At 59.5% G+C, this 17,748-nt stretch carries 15 protein-coding genes; 10 read left to right on the top strand and 5 right to left on the bottom strand.

Annotated elements, in window-relative coordinates:
• Window positions 1–59: 59 nt before the first annotated feature.
• Window positions 60–2,546 carry a circularly permuted type 2 ATP-grasp protein gene (locus ACZZ0B_RS23350; RefSeq protein WP_463546343.1) on the top strand — a complete coding sequence of 829 codons (2,487 nt, stop codon included), beginning with the start codon at window positions 60–62 and terminating at the stop codon, window positions 2,544–2,546.
• Window positions 2,546–3,436 (top strand): transglutaminase family protein, encoded by an 891-nt coding sequence (locus ACZZ0B_RS23345; RefSeq protein ID WP_463546342.1) that lies wholly within the window; start codon window positions 2,546–2,548, stop codon window positions 3,434–3,436. The genes ACZZ0B_RS23350 and ACZZ0B_RS23345 overlap by 1 nt, the downstream gene beginning before the upstream one ends.
• 206 nt (window positions 3,437–3,642) lie before the next feature.
• On the opposite strand, the gene ACZZ0B_RS23340 is transcribed toward ACZZ0B_RS23345, so the two are convergent.
• The gene (locus ACZZ0B_RS23340) at window positions 3,643–3,831 is read right to left on the bottom strand and encodes a hypothetical protein (RefSeq protein ID WP_463546341.1); all 189 of its coding nucleotides are present in this window, start codon (window positions 3,829–3,831) and stop codon (window positions 3,643–3,645) included.
• 67 nt (window positions 3,832–3,898) lie between these two features.
• Window positions 3,899–4,486 (bottom strand): LOG family protein, encoded by a 588-nt coding sequence (locus ACZZ0B_RS23335; protein WP_463546340.1) that lies wholly within the window; start codon window positions 4,484–4,486, stop codon window positions 3,899–3,901.
• 340 nt (window positions 4,487–4,826) lie between these two features.
• Here ACZZ0B_RS23335 and azu point away from each other — a divergent pair, with 340 nt between their 5' ends.
• A complete protein-coding gene (gene azu, locus ACZZ0B_RS23330; protein WP_008078296.1) occupies window positions 4,827–5,270 on the top strand; it encodes an azurin in 444 nt (147 codons plus the stop codon).
• A gap of 154 nt (window positions 5,271–5,424) precedes the next feature.
• Here the strand turns inward: azu and nadE are convergent, their stop codons facing one another.
• From nadE to ACZZ0B_RS23315, 3 genes are all read right to left on the bottom strand, one after another.
• The gene (gene nadE / locus ACZZ0B_RS23325) at window positions 5,425–6,252 is read right to left on the bottom strand and encodes an ammonia-dependent NAD(+) synthetase (protein ID WP_008078295.1); all 828 of its coding nucleotides are present in this window, start codon (window positions 6,250–6,252) and stop codon (window positions 5,425–5,427) included.
• A gap of 4 nt (window positions 6,253–6,256) precedes the next feature.
• Window positions 6,257–7,480 carry a nicotinate phosphoribosyltransferase gene (gene pncB, locus ACZZ0B_RS23320; protein ID WP_008078294.1) on the bottom strand — a complete coding sequence of 408 codons (1,224 nt, stop codon included), beginning with the start codon at window positions 7,478–7,480 and terminating at the stop codon, window positions 6,257–6,259.
• A 198-nt stretch (window positions 7,481–7,678) separates the two neighbouring features.
• Window positions 7,679–8,575 (bottom strand): LysR family transcriptional regulator, encoded by an 897-nt coding sequence (locus tag ACZZ0B_RS23315; protein ID WP_463546339.1) that lies wholly within the window; start codon window positions 8,573–8,575, stop codon window positions 7,679–7,681.
• A 164-nt stretch (window positions 8,576–8,739) separates the two neighbouring features.
• Here ACZZ0B_RS23315 and amaB point away from each other — a divergent pair, with 164 nt between their 5' ends.
• From amaB to ACZZ0B_RS23280, 7 genes are all read left to right on the top strand, one after another.
• Window positions 8,740–10,230, top strand: coding sequence for an L-piperidine-6-carboxylate dehydrogenase (amaB, locus tag ACZZ0B_RS23310; protein WP_008078287.1), 1,491 nt, complete (start codon window positions 8,740–8,742; stop codon window positions 10,228–10,230).
• A 211-nt stretch (window positions 10,231–10,441) separates the two neighbouring features.
• Complete coding sequence (gene amaA / locus ACZZ0B_RS23305; protein WP_463546338.1) at window positions 10,442–11,725, top strand: L-pipecolate oxidase; 1,284 nt, start codon at window positions 10,442–10,444, stop codon at window positions 11,723–11,725.
• 368 nt (window positions 11,726–12,093) lie between these two features.
• Window positions 12,094–13,227, top strand: a complete 1,134-nt coding sequence (locus ACZZ0B_RS23300) for an ABC transporter substrate-binding protein (protein WP_008078283.1) — start codon at window positions 12,094–12,096, stop codon at window positions 13,225–13,227.
• A gap of 241 nt (window positions 13,228–13,468) precedes the next feature.
• Window positions 13,469–14,383: an ABC transporter permease subunit gene (locus tag ACZZ0B_RS23295; protein WP_008078282.1), complete on the top strand. Its 915-nt coding sequence runs from the start codon at window positions 13,469–13,471 to the stop codon at window positions 14,381–14,383.
• 3 nt (window positions 14,384–14,386) lie between these two features.
• On the top strand, window positions 14,387–15,688 hold the full coding sequence (gene livM / locus ACZZ0B_RS23290) for a high-affinity branched-chain amino acid ABC transporter permease LivM (protein WP_008078279.1): 1,302 nt from the start codon (window positions 14,387–14,389) through the stop codon (window positions 15,686–15,688).
• Window positions 15,685–16,557, top strand: coding sequence for an ABC transporter ATP-binding protein (locus ACZZ0B_RS23285; RefSeq protein ID WP_008078277.1), 873 nt, complete (start codon window positions 15,685–15,687; stop codon window positions 16,555–16,557). Before livM ends, ACZZ0B_RS23285 begins: the two co-directional genes overlap by 4 nt.
• On the top strand, window positions 16,554–17,270 hold the full coding sequence (locus ACZZ0B_RS23280; RefSeq protein ID WP_008078275.1) for an ABC transporter ATP-binding protein: 717 nt from the start codon (window positions 16,554–16,556) through the stop codon (window positions 17,268–17,270). The genes ACZZ0B_RS23285 and ACZZ0B_RS23280 overlap by 4 nt, the downstream gene beginning before the upstream one ends.
• The last annotated feature ends 478 nt before the right edge of the window (window positions 17,271–17,748 follow it).

Genomic DNA, 17,748 nt, shown 5'->3' with positions numbered 1-17,748 from the left:
ATCCGCACGTCATGTGCCTGCGTTAGTCTGACCGTTCCCTGCTGTCTGCCGAGCTTTCCATGCCTGACCTGCTAGACCGCTACCCGCTGACGGCGGGCACTTATCATGAACTGCTCGACGGCAGTGGCGCGGTGCGCCCGCACTGGCAGCGTCTGTTCGATCAGTTGCAGCGCAGCACCCCGACGCAGTTGATGCAGCGGCAGGCGTTGTTGGCGCGGCAGATTCAGGAAAACGGCGTCACCTATAACGTTTATGCCGATCCCAAAGGCGCAGATCGGCCGTGGGAACTGGATTTGCTGCCGCATGTGATTGCGGCGGATGAGTGGCAGCAGCTGTCGGCCGGCATCGCCCAGCGTGCGCGTCTTCTGAATGCCGTGTTGGCCGATCTCTACGGCCCGCAAAAGCTGATCAGCGAAGGGTTGCTGCCGGCGGAACTGGTCTTCGGCCACAACAATTTTCTCTGGCCGTGTCAGGGCATTGCGCCGCCCGAAGGGGCTTTCCTGCATCTTTACGCGGTGGATCTGGCGCGCACGCCGGACGGCCGCTGGTGGGTTACGGCTGATCGTACTCAGGCACCTTCGGGTGCCGGATATGCGCTGGAAAATCGCACCATTGTCTCTCGCGCCTTTCCCGAGCTGTACCGCGACCTGAAGGTGCAGCACCTGGCCGGTTTCTTCCGCACCTTGCAGGAAACCCTCGTGCGTCAGGCGCCGAGCGGCGATGACGCGCCGCTGGTGGTCTTGCTCACGCCGGGGCGCTTCAACGAAAGCTACTTCGAACATTTGTATCTCGCCCGTCAACTCGGTTATCCCTTGGTCGAGGGCGGCGACCTGACCGTGCGCGACGCCACGGTCTACCTGAAAACCCTCAGCGGATTGCGCCGCGTACACGCGATCATGCGCCGGCTCGACGACGACTTCTGCGACCCGCTGGAGTTGCGCACGGACTCGGCACTCGGCGTGCCCGGATTGCTTGAAGCCGTGCGTCAGGGGCGTGTGCTGGTGACTAACGCGTTGGGTAGCGGCGTGCTGGAGTCGCCGGGGTTGCTGGGGTTTCTGCCGAAGATCAATCAATACCTGTTCGGCGAAGAACTGATCCTGCCGTCGATTGCCACGTGGTGGTGCGGCGAGGCGCCGGTGCTGGCGCAGGCGCTGGAAAAACTGCCGGAGCTGTTGATCAAACCGGCGTTTCCCTCACAGACTTTTGCGCCCGTATTTGGCCGGGATCTGAGCGAAAAACAGCGCCAGGATCTCGCTTTGCGCATGCAAGCGCGGCCTTATGCCTACGTGGCGCAAGAATTAGCGCAATTGTCCCACGCGCCGATCTGGCAAGCCGAGAACGGTCAACTGCAACCCCGGGCGATCGGCATGCGCATGTACGCCGTCGCCAGTCGCGACGGTTATCGTGTGCTGCCCGGTGGCCTGACCCGGGTGGCCGCCGAGGCTGATGCCGAAGTGGTGTCGATGCAGCGCGGCGGCGCAAGCAAGGACACCTGGGTGCTCGGCGAGCGGGCGCCGAGCGGCGAACAATGGAAAACCCAGCGCAATGTTGGCGTGCATGATCTTGTCAGGCGCGATCCCTATCTGCCGTCGCGGGTGGTGGAAAACCTGTTCTGGTTCGGCCGTTATTGCGAGCGCTGTGACGACAGTGCGCGACTGCTGCGGATCATGCTCGCGCGATATGTCGACGGCGATGACCCGCAAGCCTTGCAGGCAGCCGTCGACCTCGGCGAGCGACTGACGCTGTTACCGGACGAAGGTGAGTTGCCTGAACGTTTGCTGGCCGCACTGCTCGGCGATGACTGGTCGTTCAGCCTGCGCTCCAACCTGCAACGCTTGCAGTGGGCCGCCTCGCAGGTGCGCGGCAAGCTTTCGCGGGAGAACTGGCAGGCACTGGTCGAATTGCAGCGCGAAGCCACTGAGCTGGACACCGACGAGCCGGATTTCGGCGAGTTGCTGGATTTTCTCAACCGCCTGGTGATGTCGCTGGCGGCGTTGTCCGGTTTTGCCCTCGACGACATGACCCGCGACGAAGGCTGGCGCTTTCTGATGATTGGTCGACGCATTGAGCGTCTGCAATTTCTCAGCAGCAGTCTGGCGGCATTTCTACGCGGCGCCGGCGCGTTCGATCAGTCGGGGCTGGAATGGCTGCTGGAACTGGGCAACAGCAGCATCACCTATCGCTCGCGTTATCTGGCGGTGGCGCAATTGATTCCAGTGCTTGATCTGTTGCTGCTTGATGAGCAAAACCCGCACGCGGTGTTGTTCCAGTTGAAATTGGTGACGCGTACCTTGAAACGTTTGAACGATGATTTCGGTGCGCCACGGGAGGCGGGATTGCCGCAGTTGGTCGAACGTCTGGCGCGGTTCGATCTGGGCTGCCTGGAAAACCCGTTGTTCGGCGAGAACAGTGTGCGTGCGGCCCTCGATGGCCTGGCGGATCTACTGCAAGCCATCGCCGAGGCCAGTGGTCAGGTCTCGGATCGTCTGGCGTTGCGCCATTTCGCCCATGTCGATGATGTCAGCCAGCGAACGGTGTCCGTCTGATGAGCGCGCATTACCAGATCTTCCACGACACCTGTTATCACTACGACAGCCCGGTGTCGCTGGCACAGCAACTGGCGCATCTTTGGCCACGCGAATGCGCCTGGCAGCGCTGCACTGAACAAGCGTTGTTGATCAGCCCGGAGCCGACGGCGCGCCGCGATGAACTGGATGTGTTTGGCAACCCGCTGACCCGATTGGCCTTCGAACGGCCGCACGATGAATTGCAGGTCAATGCACGGCTGACCGTGGAAGTGCTGGCGCGGCCTGCACTGGATTTCACGCAGTCGCCGGCGTGGGAACAGACCCGCGATGCGTTGACCTACAGCAGTCAGCCGTTGTCCGCCGAAATACTTGAGGCGTGTCGCTATCGGTTCCAGTCACCGTATGTACATTTGAAGCGCAGCTTCGTCGAGTTCTCGCAAAGCTGCTTTTCACCTGGGCAGCCATTGATGCTCGGCGTGCAAGCCTTGATGCAGAAGATTTTCAGCGAATTCACTTTTGATGCCGAAGCGACCCAGGTGGCGACGCCGCTGGTGGAAGTGCTGGAGCGGCGTCGCGGGGTCTGTCAGGACTTTGCTCATTTGATGCTGGCGTGTGTGCGCTCGCGAGGCCTGGCGGCGCGTTATGTCAGTGGCTATCTGCTGACTCAGCCACCACCGGGGCAGCCACGCTTGATCGGCGCCGATGCGTCGCATGCCTGGGTGTCGGTGTTTTGTCCGGTGCTGGGCTGGGTGGATTTCGATCCGACCAACAATGTGCAACCGGCGCTGGAACACATCACATTGGCGTGGGGGCGGGATTTTTCCGATGTATCGCCGTTGCGCGGAGTGATCCTTGGCGGCGGCAATCACGACCCGGAAGTGCGCGTCACCGTAATGCCCCTGGATTAACGCAGATCAAACTGTAGGAGTGAGCCTGCTCGCGATAGCGGTGTGTCAGCAGCAAATATTTCATATGACACACTGCTATCGCGAGCAGGCTCACTCCTACAAGGGATTCGGGTGTATTTGGGGAAGGGCTGTGAGGGCCGGCGGTGGAACCGCCAGCCCCGTCACAAATCCGCAGGGTCTGATTCGATCATCAAACCCGGTGGGGCTCAGGCGTTGGGCGCCTGATCTTTCGGTGCTTCAGTTGCATCAACATCATCTTCTGTTGCCACTTCACCCTCAGGGTTCAGTGCTGCTTCTTCAGCTGTTTGTTTCTTGCGCTGAAGCTTTTCCTCTTTCTTCTGTTCCTTTGCCAGGTCTCGTTGACGTTTGGCGAAGGAGTAATTGGGTTTGGCCATGGGCGTTCCTCTTGGTCGAAGGTGAGGTTGAGCGGCGCGTATTCTGCCCTGTATCGGTGCCTTGCGGTTAGCCGGGTTTTTGGTCGACCCATTTTGGCGTGCCGGTCGGCTTCCAGTTATCCAGGGCATCGAGCAGCGTTTGTGGCGATTCGCTCACTTGCAGCATGTCACGGTGTGGCGCGCGAACGAAGCCTTCGCCGACGATGTGGTCAAGAAAAGCAGTGAGTTTGCTGTAAAAACCGTTCACTTCCAGCAGCCCCAGCGGTTTGCCGTGGTAACCGAGCTGGCCCCAGGTCCAGACTTCGAACAGCTCTTCCAGCGTGCCGAGGCCGCCGGGCAGGGCGATGAACGCATCGCTGAGTTCAGCCATGCGCGCCTTGCGCGCGTGCATGCCGTCGACCACTTCCAGGCGTGTCAGGCTTTTATGGCCAATCTCTTTGTCCATCAGGCTCTGCGGAATGATGCCGATCACTTCGCCGCCGGCGGCCAGGGCAGCGTCGGCGACAATTCCCATCAAACCCACGGCGCCACCGCCGTAAACCAGCGTCAGCTTACGCTCGGCGAGGGCTTGGCCAAGGGCGATGGCGGCTTCGGTGTAAGCCGGGACGGTGCCGGCGTTGGCACCACAAAATACACACACGGATTTCACAGACATGCCTTCCTCCTGGGTCAATCCGTCACAGGGTAATGGCTGGCAGGCCTCGATCCAAGGACTAAACTTCGCGCTCCGGTGATTCAAAGGTACCGCTGGCGCCACAGGCGTAGGCGGCGAGCAAACTGCACAACAGACCGTTAAAGAACATGACAGGCACTCCGTCTCAGTAGATGCGCCGATCATAGGGCGGGCCGGGGAATCTGGCCGTTAGATTGTCTCGATGAGTGTCATAGCCTGAAAGTTGTATACAATTTTTGACTCAAGTCATAGGAACTTGCGAAGATTTCAGGCAGTCTTTCCACCATTAGTGTTTTTGTTAACCCTGCCTTGGAGATTCACCATGTTTTCCAAAGTTGTTGCGGTATCCCTGCTGGCCCTGGCCAGCAGCCAATTGATGGCTGCCGAGTGCAAAACCACCGTTGACTCCACCGATCAGATGTCCTTCAACACCAAGGAAATCGTGATCGACAAGAGCTGCAAGACCTTCACCGTCGAACTGACCCACTCCGGCAGCCTGCCGAAAAACGTCATGGGCCATAACCTGGTGATCAGCAAAGAAGCTGACATGCAGCCAATCGCTACCGCTGGCCTGGCCGCCGGTATCGACAAGAACTACCTGCCGGAAGGTGACGCGCGCATCATCGCCCACACCAAGATCATCGGCGCCAAGGAAACCGACTCGCTGACCTTCGACGTTGCGAAGATTGCAGACGGTGGCTACGGCTTCTTCTGCTCGTTCCCTGGCCACATCTCGATGATGAAAGGCACGATTACCGTCAAGTAATTGAGTCAGGCATAAAAAAAGCGTCCCTCGGGACGCTTTTTTGTTTTCTGTAGGAGCTGCCGCAGGCTGCGATCTTTTGATCTGGTTTTGAAGATCAGGATCAAAAGATCGCAGCCTCGTTTCACTCGACAGCTCCTACAGGCTCCGCCGCGACTTACGGGGCGAATGGCATCACGCGTTTGTGATGGGTCTTGTTGTAAGTCGCGACGATGATGTCGAACGCTTCCTGGCGCACCGGCTCGCCATGCAGGAAGGCGTCGATTTCGGCATAGGTCACGCCGTGGGACGCTTCGTCGGGTTTGCCCGGCGACAGGTCTTCCAGATCCGCCGTCGGCACTTTCTCGACCAGCGACTCCGGCGCGCCAAAGCTGCGGGCAATCGCGCGCACCTGATTTTTCACCAGGCCGCTTAGCGGCGCCAGATCGCAGGCACCGTCGCCGAACTTGGTGAAGAAACCCATCACCGCTTCCGCCGCGTGGTCGGTGCCGATCACCAGCCCGTGCGCTGCGCCGGCGATGGTGTACTGAGCAACCATGCGCATCCGCGCCTTGGTGTTGCCGAGGACGAAATCCACCGAGACCGCGTGCTTGCCTTCGAAGGCTGCGACTTCACTGGCCAGCGACTTCACGGCCGGGCCGATGTTGACGGTGTGGCGTTCATCCGGGGCGATGAAATCCACCGAGGCCTGGGCGTCGTGCTCGTCGAACTGGGTTTCGTACGGCAGGCGCACGGCGATGAATTTGTAGTCGTTGTCGCCGGTCTGGTCACGCAGTTCGCGCATCGCGCGCTGGGCCAGCAGGCCTGCGGTCAGCGAATCGACGCCGCCGCTGATGCCCAGCACCAGCGTCTTGAGCCCGGAATTGACCAGGCAATCCTGAATAAAGGCGATGCGCCGGGCGACTTCGGCCTGCAGGGCCTGGTAGTCGGCGAACGGCGGTTGCACTTTGAGCTGCTGCGCAATCTCACGCTGTACGGCTTGCATGAATTCACTCCTTGCTAGATAGACGGGAATCGGCAGGAACCTGGAACACGTGTCGCAAATAGGCGACGAAATTCGGGTCTTTGCAGTGGGACTTGCCTGGCTCGTCGGAGATCTTCGCCACCGGTTGGCCGTTGCAGGCGGTCATTTTAAGCACGATGCTCATCGGTTCGACACCCGGAATGTCGCAGGTGAGGTTGGTGCCGATGCCGAAGCTGACGTTGATCCGACCGTGCAGCGCGCGGAAGATCTCCAGCGACTTGGGCAGGGTCAGGCTGTCGGAGAACACCAGCGTCTTGCTCATCGGGTCGATGCCGAGCTTGTGGTAATGCGCGATGCATTTTTCGCCCCACACCACAGGATCCCCGGAGTCGTGGCGCAGGCCATCGAACAGCTTGGCGAAAAACAGATCGAAATCGCCGAGGAAGGCATCGGTGGTGATGCAGTCGGTGAGGGCGATCCCCAACAAACCTCGGTACTCGCGCACCCAGCAATCAAGCGCAGCGATCTGGCTGTCGATCAACCGTGGGCCGAGTTGCTGGTGGGCCATGATCCATTCATGGGCCATGGTGCCCAGTGGTTTCATGTCGAGTTCGCGCGACAGGTGCACGTTGCTGGTGCCGACAAAACGCCCGGGGAAATCGTGCTTGAGCACGTTCACTACTTCTTCCTGCACGCGGTAGGAAAACCGGCGGCGGGTGCCGAAATCGGCGACCTGCAGTTGCGACAATTCGTCGGCCGAGGCGTTGGCGGTCAGCCAGTCGAACTTGCGATAGAGCTGCTCGCGCGCCTGTTCGAGCACGGTTTCGCGGTAGCGATAGCGGTTGCGCACTTCGCTGACGATCGCCAGCAACGGCACTTCGTAAAGGATTACATGCAGCCATGGCCCGCGCAGACGGATGAACAGCTCGCCGTTCTCGATGCCGGTGTGCACGTAGCGCAGGTTGAAGCGGAACAGACCGAGGAAACGCAGGAAGTCCGGTTTCAGGAAGCTGATGCGTTCAAGGAAATTCAACTGGTCGGCGCTCAGGCTCAGCTCGGCCAGGCGCTCGATCTGATAGCGGATCTCGGCCAGATACGGGCGCAGATCCTCGCTGTTACGGCAACGAAACTCCCATTCGACTTCGACGTTGGGGTAGTTGTGCAGCACCGCCTGCATCATCGTCAATTTGTAGAAGTCGGTGTCGAGCAGGTTCTGCACGATGCGATCGGCAAACACGCTCTCGCTCATAACGGGGTCTCCAGGTGCGCCGCGCTGTGGCGCGGTCTCAATCAATGGCGCTAGTGGCGCATATCAGCGGTGGGGATTGCCAGCAATTTCTGCTGGGCTTCTGTAGGAGCTGCCGCAGGCTGCGATCTTTTGATGTTGGTTTTCAAGATCAAAAGATCGCAGCCTCGTTGCACTCGACAGCTCCTACGGAGAGGTCGGTCAGGGATTGTCGATCTGTTCGAGCATCCATTTGACGAAGTCGCGCACCTTCGGTACTTCCGCCGCGTGCTCCGGGTACGCCAGGTAGTACGCGTCAGTGCTCGGCATTGCATGCTGCCAGGGAATGACCAGTTTGCCGTCGGCCAATTCCTCTTCCACCAGAAACCGTGGCAGCAGTGCCACACCACATCCCACTTGCGCGGCACGAATGCACATATAAAAGGTTTCAAAACGTGGGCCGTGATAGCTGTGTTCGGTCTGGTAGCCCTGACTGTCGAACCAGTCGTGCCACGCCTGTGGGCGCGAGGCGTTTTGCAGCAAGACCAGATCGGTGAGTTGCGTCGGATCAGTGAACGGCGTATCCGGCAGGCTGCCCGGCGCGCAGACCGGCACCAGCTCTTCACCGAACAGCTTCAGGCATTCCGTGCCGGGCCGCGAACCCTGGCCGAAATAAAACGCCAGATCGCTGCGCCCCTGCAGCAGATCATCCGCTTCCTGCTCGTTGCACAGGTCCAGATGAATCGACGGATGACGTAGCCGCCAGCCTTTCAAGCGCGGCACCAGCCAGCGCGCGCCGAAGGTCGACGGTGTCGATACGCGTAAGACTTCGGTCTCGCCACCGTAGGAACGCAGGTAATGAGTCGACATCTCCACTTGCGTGAGAATTTTTCGTACTTCGACCAAGTACAAATCCCCGGCCGGGGTCATCTGCAAACGTCGGCGCACCCGGAGGAACAATAAGTGTTGTAACAATTCCTCAAGCTGCGCGACCTGCTTGCTCACCGCACTCTGGGTCAGGTTCAGTTCCTCGGCGGCGCGGGTGAAGCTCAGGTGCCGGGTCACGGCCTCAAAGCACTGCAGGGCAGTGATCGAGGGCAAGTGGCGTTTGTTCAGCATGGCCGATCCTTTTCTTGTCTTTCTATGCTCAGCATGAATAAACGGAATGATATCTCGCGTAAAGGTCGTTTGTTGCCTTGCCAATGTGACGCTACAACTAAAGGCCTGCCCGGTCGTGCAAACAGCGGCCGCACACATTCAGTTTTTTGCTTGAGGAGTGACCCATGGTTGCCGCATTGCTTGATCGTCTAGGTGTGAACCCGGCCCTGTATCAGAACGGCAAAGTGCCGGTGCATTCGCCGATCGACGGCAGCCGCATCGCCGCTGTGAACTGGGAAGGCCCGGCCGAAGTCGAGCAGCACATCAGTCGCGCAGATCATGCGTTCGAGCAATGGCGCAAGATTCCGGCCCCGCGTCGCGGCGAATTGGTGCGTCAGTTCGGTGAAGTGTTGCGTGAATACAAAGCCGACCTCGGCGAACTGGTTTCGTGGGAGGCGGGCAAGATCACCCAGGAAGGTCTGGGTGAAGTGCAGGAGATGATCGACATCTGCGATTTCGCCGTCGGTCTTTCTCGCCAGCTGTACGGCTTGACCATCGCCTCCGAGCGTCCTGGCCACCACATGCGTGAAACCTGGCATCCGCTGGGCGTGGTCGGCGTCATCAGTGCGTTCAACTTCCCGGTCGCGGTGTGGGCGTGGAACACCACGCTGGCACTGGTCTGCGGCAACCCGGTGGTGTGGAAGCCGTCGGAGAAAACCCCGCTGACCGCGCTGGCCTGTCAGGCGCTGTTCGACCGTGTGGTGAAGAATTTTACCGATGCACCGGCGAATCTTTGCCAAGTGATCATCGGTGGTCGCGACGCGGGTGAAGCGCTGGTCGATGATCCGCGTGTCGCCCTGATCAGCGCCACCGGCAGCACGCGCATGGGCCGCGAAGTGGCGCCGAAAGTCGCCGCACGTTTTGCTCGCAGCATTCTGGAGTTGGGCGGCAACAACGCGATGATCCTCGGCCCGAGCGCCGATCTCGACATGGCCGTGCGCGCGATTCTGTTCAGCGCCGTCGGTACCGCAGGCCAGCGCTGCACCACGTTGCGTCGTCTGATCGCCCATGAATCGGTAAAGGAAGAAATCGTCACTCGCCTCAAGGCTGCTTATTCGAAAGTACGCATCGGCAACCCGCTGGAAGGCAATCTGGTCGGCCCGCTGATCGACAAGCACAGCTTCGAAAACATGCAGGATGCGCTGGAGCAGGCGTTGAGTGAGGGCGGTCGGGTGTTTGGCGGCAAGCGCCAACTGGAAGATCAGTTCCCCAACGCCTACTACGTGTCGCCAGCGATTGTTGAAATGCCCGAACAGAGTGATGTGGTCTGCAGCGAAACCTTCGCGCCGATTCTGTATGTGGTTGGCTATAACGATTTCGAGGAAGCGCTGCGCCTGAACAACGCGGTGCCGCAAGGCTTGTCGTCGTGCATCTTCACCACGGACGTGCGCGAGGCTGAGCAGTTCATGTCGGCGGTCGGCAGTGACTGCGGCATCGCCAACGTCAACATCGGCCCGAGCGGTGCGGAGATTGGTGGTGCGTTTGGCGGCGAGAAAGAAACCGGTGGTGGCCGTGAGTCGGGCTCCGACGCCTGGCGCGGGTACATGCGCCGCCAGACCAACACCGTGAATTATTCGCTGGAGTTGCCGCTGGCGCAGGGCATTACGTTCGACTGAGTTTGGAATGACACCGATCCCCTGTGGGAGCGGGCTTTTGTGGTGAGGGGATTTATCCCCGACGGGCTGCGCAGCGGCCCTGAAAATTTAAGAGCGACGACTGCTTCGCAGCCGATCGGGGATAAATCCCCTCGCCACAGGGTTTACATCACAAATGGTTTCTTTCCTACATTGAATTGTGTGTTTGGCAGGTTTCTGTTGGAGTCTGGCAATGCCGTTACGCGAAGAATGTCTGTGGGAAAAACTCACACCGCAAAGGCCCGATAATTCGGCGCTCAAGGGTGAAGTCAAAGTCGATGTCTGCGTGATCGGCGCCGGGTTCACCGGGTTGTCGGCGGCGCTGCATCTGTTGGAAAAAGGCAAAAGCGTCTGCGTGCTGGAAGCGCATCGCGCCGGTCACGGCGGCTCCGGGCGCAACGTCGGGTTGGTCAACGCCGGCATGTGGATTCCGCCGGACGAGATCGAGGCCGGTTTCGGCGAAGCGGTCGGCAGTCAACTCAACCGCATGCTCGGTGCGGCGCCAGCGCTGGTCTTCAGCCTTGTGGACAAGTACAACATCGATTGCCAGTTACGCCGCGAAGGTACGCTGCACATGGCGCACAACGCCAAGGGCGAGGCCGATCTGCGCAGTCGCGAGCAACAATGGAAACGTCGCGGCGCACCGGTCGAGCTACTCACCGGCAAGGCTTGCGAACAAGCCACCGGGACGCAAAAAATCGCCGCCGCACTGCTTGATCGTCGCGCCGGCACGCTCAATCCGATGGCCTATGTCACCGGGCTGGCGAATGCCGTGATCGGTCTCGGCGGGCAGATGTTCGACCATTCACCGGTCACCCGACTCGAACGTCAGGGCGCGAAATGGTCGGTGCAAACCGAGCACGGTTCGGTGCTCGCCGAACAAGTGGTCATCGCTTCCAACGCCTACACCGAGGGCGACTGGACCGAACTCAAGCGCAACTTCTTCCCCGGTTATTACTATCAGGTCGCCTCGGTGCCGCTCACCGAAGACGCTGCGCAGGAGATTCTTCCCGGCGGGCAAGGTTCGTGGGACACCCGCCAAGTCTTGAGCAGCATTCGCCGCGACAAAGAAGGGCGGTTATTGCTTGGTAGCCTGGGCAACGGTAATCAGAAACCGACATGGTTCCTGAAAGCCTGGGCCGACCGCGTGCAACAGCATTACTTCCCCAATTTGAAACCGGTCGAATGGGAATGCACCTGGACCGGGCGCATCGCGTTTACGCCCGATCACCTGATGCGTCTGTTCGAGCCAGCGCCGGGACTGGTGGCCGTCACTGGCTATAACGGCCGTGGCGTCACGACGGGCACGGTGGTTGGCAAGGCCTTCGCCGACTATCTGTGTAACGGCAATCCACAAGCACTGCCAATCCCCTTCGCACCGATGCAGCCCTTGGCGGGCGCAGGATTGCGCAGTTGCCTGTACGAGGCCGGGTTCTCGCTGTATCACGCGGGCCAGTGCCTGCGCATCGTCATTTGAGTGTTGAAATATGTTGCCGGAAGCGGCGCTTTCCGATGCAGCGACTAGCCTGTAATGGTGCGGGTTGTAGCAGTCCCGCACCAGCAGTGTGCAGTTCGGTGACGCGGGCTGTTACAGGCTGGTTGCACGTCGTTTGGTGCCGCGGTTGCAATGATGGCGCAAGCGGGTTGCGCCTTTAGAAATAAATGGTTTCACCTTCCGCGGTTTAGACGGTTGCACGCCCAATGAAAATGGGAACGAAACAGTCGAAATAACAAGAAAGCAGCGACTTTTTGAAGAATAAAAAACCGATGGCACGGCCCTTGCTCTGAGCATTCAGTGAAGTGAAGTCGCAGTGCCAACTAAAAAAAACCTTGGAGCACCACCTCATGTCCCAGACGTTTTACAAGAAAGGCTTTCTGGCCCTCGCAGTGGCTACTGCGTTGGGTGTTTCTGCGTTTGCTCAGGCTGATATCAAAATCGGCGTAGCGGGTCCAATGACGGGCGCCAACGCGGCATTTGGCGAGCAGTACATGAAGGGTGCACAGGCAGCGGCTGACGCAGTCAACGCGGCAGGTGGCGTCAACGGGGAAAAAATCGTTCTGGTCAAAGGCGATGACGCCTGCGAACCGAAGCAGGCGGTGACGGTCGCCAAGGACCTGGTCAACCAGAAAGTCGCTGGCGTCGTCGGTCACTTCTGCTCTTCTTCGACCATTCCAGCGTCGGAAATCTATGACGAAGCCGGTGTGATCGCGATCACTCCAGGTTCCACCAACCCGCAAGTGACCGAACGCGGCCTCAGCGCCATGTTCCGTATGTGCGGCCGTGATGATCAGCAGGGCATCGTCGCCGGCGACTACATCGTCGACGTGCTCAAAGGCAAAAAGGTTGCCGTGCTGCACGACAAGGACACCTACGGCCAAGGCCTGGCGGATGCCACCAAGGCTCAACTTGAGAAGCGCGGCGTGAAACCGGTGCTGTACGAAGGCCTGACCCGTGGCGAGAAAGACTTCAGCGCCGTGGTCACCAAAATCCGCGCCGCCGGCGCCGATGTCGTCTACTTCGGCGGCCTGCACCCGGAAGCCGGCCCGTTGGTCAAACAACTGCGCACTGAAGGCCTGAAAGACGTGAAGTTCATGTCTGACGACGGCATCGTCACCGACGAACTGGTGACCACCGCTGGTGGCCCGCAATACGTCGACGGCGTGCTGATGACCTTTGGCGCCGACCCGCGCATGCTGCCGGAAAGTAAAACCGTGGTGGATGCCTTCCGCAAGGCCGGCACCGAGCCTGAAGGCTACACCCTGTACGCTTACGCTTCGGTTCAGACCTTGGCGGCCGCCTTCAATGGCGCCAAGTCCAACAGTGGCGAAAAAGCCGCCGAGTGGCTGAAAGCCAATCCGGTGAAAACCGTCATGGGTGAGAAGGCCTGGGACAAGAAGGGTGACCTGAAAGTCTCCGACTACGTGGTGTACCAGTGGGATGCGACTGGCAAATATCACCAGCTGGAAAAACAGAAGTAAGGGCTGACGCGATCAGTTGATCCCCTCCCATAACTGTGGGAGCGGGCTTGCCCGCGATGGCGTCAGGTCAGTCGACACACAGGTTGACTGATCCACCACTATCGCTGGCAAGCCAGCTCCCACAGGGTTTGGAGTGATTGGGTCAATCGCGCTCTGACATTGCTCCGACGTAAATCTGTATTTTCCCTAGAAGAGCCGCCCGCCCACAGGTGTGCAGGTTCTCACTGCGTGAGATTGCGTTATGGATGGTATTTTCCTGCAGCAACTGGTCAACGGCCTGACCCTCGGGTCGGTCTATGGCCTGATCGCCATCGGCTACACAATGGTCTACGGCATCATCGGCATGATCAACTTCGCCCACGGCGAGGTTTACATGATTTCCGCTTACCTGGCGGCAATCAGTCTGGCTCTGCTGGCTTACTTCGGTATCGAATCTTTCCCGCTGCTGATGCTCGGCACGCTGATCTTCACCATCGTCGTCACGGCGGTATATGGCTGGGTGATTGAGCGAGTCGCTTACAAACCCCTGCGCAACTCCACTCGACTGGCACCGCTGATCAGCGCCATCGGCATCTCCCTGATCCTGCAAAACTATGCCCAGATCAGCCAGGGCGCCCGTCAACAGGGTGTTCCAACGCTGCTCACTGGCGCCTGGCGCGTCGACATCGGCACCGGTTTCGTTCAGCTCACCTACACCAAGATCTTCATCCTGGTGGCCGCGTTCGTCGGCATGGGTCTGCTGACCTATGTGATCAAATACACCAAGCTCGGCCGTATGTGCCGCGCCACTCAGCAAGACCGCAAGATGGCCTCGATTCTGGGGATCAACACCGACCGCGTTATCTCCTACGTGTTCATCATCGGTGCAGCCATGGCGGCATTGGCCGGCGTGCTGATCACCATGAACTACGGCACGTTCGACTTCTACGCAGGCTTCGTCATCGGCATTAAAGCCTTCACCGCTGCGGTACTCGGCGGGATCGGTTCGCTGCCGGGTGCGATGCTGGGCGGGATCATCCTCGGCATCTCCGAGTCGCTGTTCTCCGGCCTGGTCAACTCCGACTACAAAGACGTGTTCAGCTTCTCGCTGCTCGTACTTGTTCTGGTCTTCCGGCCGCAGGGCCTGTTGGGCCGTCCTCTTGTGTCGAAGGTGTAAGCGATGTCTTCAACCACCAAAAAAAGCATTGATATCAAAAAAAGCCTGGTTGAGGCGATTCTGGCCGGCCTGATTGCCCTGATCGTATTCGGGCCGATTGTCGGTGTCGTCCTTGAGGGGTACAGCTTCAATCTCGAACCGACCCGCGTGGCGTGGATCATCGGCATCGTCATGATTGGCCGCTTCGCCCTCAGTCTGTTCCTGCAAACGCCCAAGGGCCTGAAGATTCTCGACGGATTCGAGAGCACCGGTTCCGGTGTGCACGTACTGCCCAGCGATCACAAATCGAGCCTGCGCTGGATCATCCCGCTGCTGATTGTGCTGGCGGTCATCGTGCCGTTTGTTTCCAACTCCTATCTGCTGGGCGTGGTCATCCTCGGGTTGATCTACGTGCTGCTGGGGTTGGGGCTGAACATCGTGGTCGGTCTGGCCGGTCTGCTCGACCTCGGTTACGTGGCGTTCTACGCCATCGGTGCCTACGGTCTGGCGCTCGGTTACCAGTATCTCGGTCTGGGTTTCTGGACGGTGCTGCCGTTGGCGGCGATTACGGCGGGCCTGGCCGGTTGCATCCTCGGTTTCCCGGTGTTGCGTCTGCATGGCGACTATCTGGCGATCGTGACGTTGGGCTTCGGTGAAATCATTCGCCTGATCCTCAATAACTGGTTGTCGCTGACTGGCGGCCCGAACGGCATGCCGGCGCCACTGCCGACCTTCTTCGGTCTGGAGTTCGGCAAACGCGCGAAGGATGGCGGGGTGCCGTTCCACGAGTTCTTCGGCATCGCCTACAACCCGGACGTGAAGTACTACTTCATCTACGCGGTGTTGTTCCTCGTGGTATTGGCCGTGCTGTACATCAAGCATCGTCTGGTGAAGATGCCGGTCGGTCGCGCGTGGGAAGCCTTGCGTGAAGACGAAATCGCCTGCCGTTCGATGGGCCTCAACCACGTGCTGGTCAAGCTTTCGGCGTTCACCATTGGCGCGTCGACGGCGGGTCTGGCCGGTGTTTTTTTCGCCACCTATCAAGGTTTCGTCAACCCGACCTCGTTCACCTTCTTCGAATCGGCGCTGATTCTGGCCATCGTCGTGCTCGGCGGCATGGGCTCGACCATCGGCGTGGTGATCGCCGCGTTCGTGCTCACCGTCGCTCCGGAACTGCTGCGCGGTTTCGCTGAATATCGCGTGCTGCTGTTTGGCATCCTGATGGTGTTGATGATGATCTGGCGACCTCGCGGGCTGATCCGCATCAGCCGCACCGGGGTCACTCCACGCAAAGGTGCCATTCACTATGAGAGGACTGCGCCATGAGTGAAGTCGTACTCTCTGTTGAAAAACTGATGATGCATTTCGGTGGCATCAAGGCCTTGAGCGATGTCAGCCTGAAGGTCAAACGCAACTCGATCTTCGCCCTGATCGGCCCCAACGGCGCTGGCAAAACCACAGTGTTCAACTGCCTGACCGGTTTCTACAAAGCCTCCGGCGGCAAGATCGAACTCAATGTGCGCGGCCAGCAGACCAACGTGATCCAGTTGTTGGGCGAGTCGTTTAAAGCGACCGACTTCGTTTCGCCGAAATCCTTCCTCAGCCGTCTGTATTACAAGATGTTCGGTGGTACGCACCTGGTGAACCGTGCGGGGCTGGCGCGGACATTCCAGAACATTCGCCTGTTCAAGGAAATGTCGGTGCTGGAAAACCTGCTGGTGGCCCAACACATGTGGGTCAACCGCAACATGCTCGCCGGCATCCTCAATACCAAGGGCTACCGCAAGGCTGAAAGCGACGCGCTGGACGTTGCGTTCTACTGGCTGGAAGTGGTCGATCTGGTCGACTGCGCCAACCGTCTCGCCGGTGAACTCTCCTACGGCCAGCAACGCCGTCTGGAGATCGCTCGGGCCATGTGCACGCGCCCGCAGATCATCTGCCTCGACGAACCGGCCGCCGGCCTCAACCCTCAGGAAACCGAAGCGCTGAGCGCGATGATCAGGCTGCTGCGTGACGAGCACGATCTGACCGTGGTGCTGATCGAACACGACATGGGCATGGTTATGAGCATTTCCGACCACATCGTGGTGCTGGACCACGGCATCGTCATCGCCGAAGGCGGGCCTGAAGCGATTCGTAACGACCCGAAAGTGATTGCCGCCTATCTCGGCGCCGACGAAGAGGAGCTGGTATGACGCAACCGATCCTCGAACTCAAAGACCTCGACGTGTTCTACGGACCGATCCAGGCGCTTAAAGGTGTTTCGCTGCAGATCAACGAGGGGGAAACCGTCAGCCTGATCGGCTCCAACGGTGCCGGCAAATCGACGTTGCTGATGTCGATCTTCGGCCAGCCACGGGCGGCCGGCGGGCAGATCATTTATCAGGGCGTCGACATCACCCAGAAGTCCTCGCACTACATCGCCTCCCACGGCATCGCGCAGTCGCCGGAAGGCCGGCGGGTGTTCCCCGACATGACCGTCGAGGAAAACCTGCTGATGGGCACCATCCCGATTGGCGACAAGTACGCCAAAGAGGACATGCAGCGCATGTTCACGCTGTTTCCTCGGCTGGAAGAGCGGCGCACCCAGCGGGCGATGACCATGTCCGGTGGGGAGCAGCAGATGCTGGCGATTGCCCGCGCGTTGATGAGTCGGCCGAAGCTGTTGCTGCTTGATGAGCCGAGCCTGGGCCTGGCGCCGATCGTGGTGAAGCAGATTTTTGCGACCCTGCGGGAGTTGGCGAAAACCGGCATGACGATTTTCCTCGTCGAGCAGAACGCCAACCATGCGCTGAAGCTGTCGGATCGCGCGTATGTGATGGTCAACGGCGAGATTCGCCTGACCGGCACCGGCAAGGAGTTGCTGGTGAATGAGGAGGTGCGTAACGCCTATCTGGGCGGGCACTGATTCTTTCATGGTTATACACAGCCCCGGCGACGCAAGTCCCGGGGCTTTTTAATACCCACAATCCCCTGTAGGAGCTGCCGCAGGCTGCGATCTTTTGATGTTGTTTTTCAAGATCAAAAGATCGCAGCCTGCGGCAGCTCCTACAGGGAAAACGGCTGTTCCGTCAAATTGTGGAAAACAAATTCCCCAAGCTGCCAAAGCGCGACATATAGACGCTGCAAATGGCTGTTTTTCCACAGTTTTGACTTGTCCCCGGTTACTGTGGAACTGGCTGTGAATAACGTGGGTGTATCTGGCTGAACGCCTTGTAATCCGTGGCTTGCAAGAGTGTGGTTGTTTTTTGATCAGGCGTTTTTCCGCGAGCTGAAGGCGTCGTTGTCAACCTTTTTTTGGACATCGCCTCAGAGGCAATTCAGTGGCAGTGATCCTGTGGATAAGTCTGTGATTAAACTCTGGAAAGACCGCGCTGAGGGCCGTA

Source organism: Pseudomonas sp. AC247 (genome assembly GCF_979258015.1).
This window is presented reverse-complemented; position numbering and strand designations above follow the sequence as displayed.

Coding starts and splice junctions, on each gene's coding strand:
- ACZZ0B_RS23345 (WP_463546342.1), top strand. CDS start 2,546: ATGAGCGCGCATTACCAGATCTTCCACGACACCTGTTATCACTACGAC.
- ACZZ0B_RS23315 (WP_463546339.1), bottom strand. CDS start 8,575: ATGCTGAACAAACGCCACTTGCCCTCGATCACTGCCCTGCAGTGCTTT.
- pncB (WP_008078294.1), bottom strand. CDS start 7,480: ATGAGCGAGAGCGTGTTTGCCGATCGCATCGTGCAGAACCTGCTCGAC.
- ACZZ0B_RS23300 (WP_008078283.1), top strand. CDS start 12,094: ATGTCCCAGACGTTTTACAAGAAAGGCTTTCTGGCCCTCGCAGTGGCT.
- ACZZ0B_RS23340 (WP_463546341.1), bottom strand. CDS start 3,831: ATGGCCAAACCCAATTACTCCTTCGCCAAACGTCAACGAGACCTGGCA.
- ACZZ0B_RS23295 (WP_008078282.1), top strand. CDS start 13,469: ATGGATGGTATTTTCCTGCAGCAACTGGTCAACGGCCTGACCCTCGGG.
- livM (WP_008078279.1), top strand. CDS start 14,387: ATGTCTTCAACCACCAAAAAAAGCATTGATATCAAAAAAAGCCTGGTT.
- ACZZ0B_RS23285 (WP_008078277.1), top strand. CDS start 15,685: ATGAGTGAAGTCGTACTCTCTGTTGAAAAACTGATGATGCATTTCGGT.
- azu (WP_008078296.1), top strand. CDS start 4,827: ATGTTTTCCAAAGTTGTTGCGGTATCCCTGCTGGCCCTGGCCAGCAGC.
- ACZZ0B_RS23280 (WP_008078275.1), top strand. CDS start 16,554: ATGACGCAACCGATCCTCGAACTCAAAGACCTCGACGTGTTCTACGGA.
- ACZZ0B_RS23350 (WP_463546343.1), top strand. CDS start 60: ATGCCTGACCTGCTAGACCGCTACCCGCTGACGGCGGGCACTTATCAT.
- amaA (WP_463546338.1), top strand. CDS start 10,442: ATGCCGTTACGCGAAGAATGTCTGTGGGAAAAACTCACACCGCAAAGG.
- ACZZ0B_RS23335 (WP_463546340.1), bottom strand. CDS start 4,486: ATGTCTGTGAAATCCGTGTGTGTATTTTGTGGTGCCAACGCCGGCACC.
- amaB (WP_008078287.1), top strand. CDS start 8,740: ATGGTTGCCGCATTGCTTGATCGTCTAGGTGTGAACCCGGCCCTGTAT.
- nadE (WP_008078295.1), bottom strand. CDS start 6,252: ATGCAAGCCGTACAGCGTGAGATTGCGCAGCAGCTCAAAGTGCAACCG.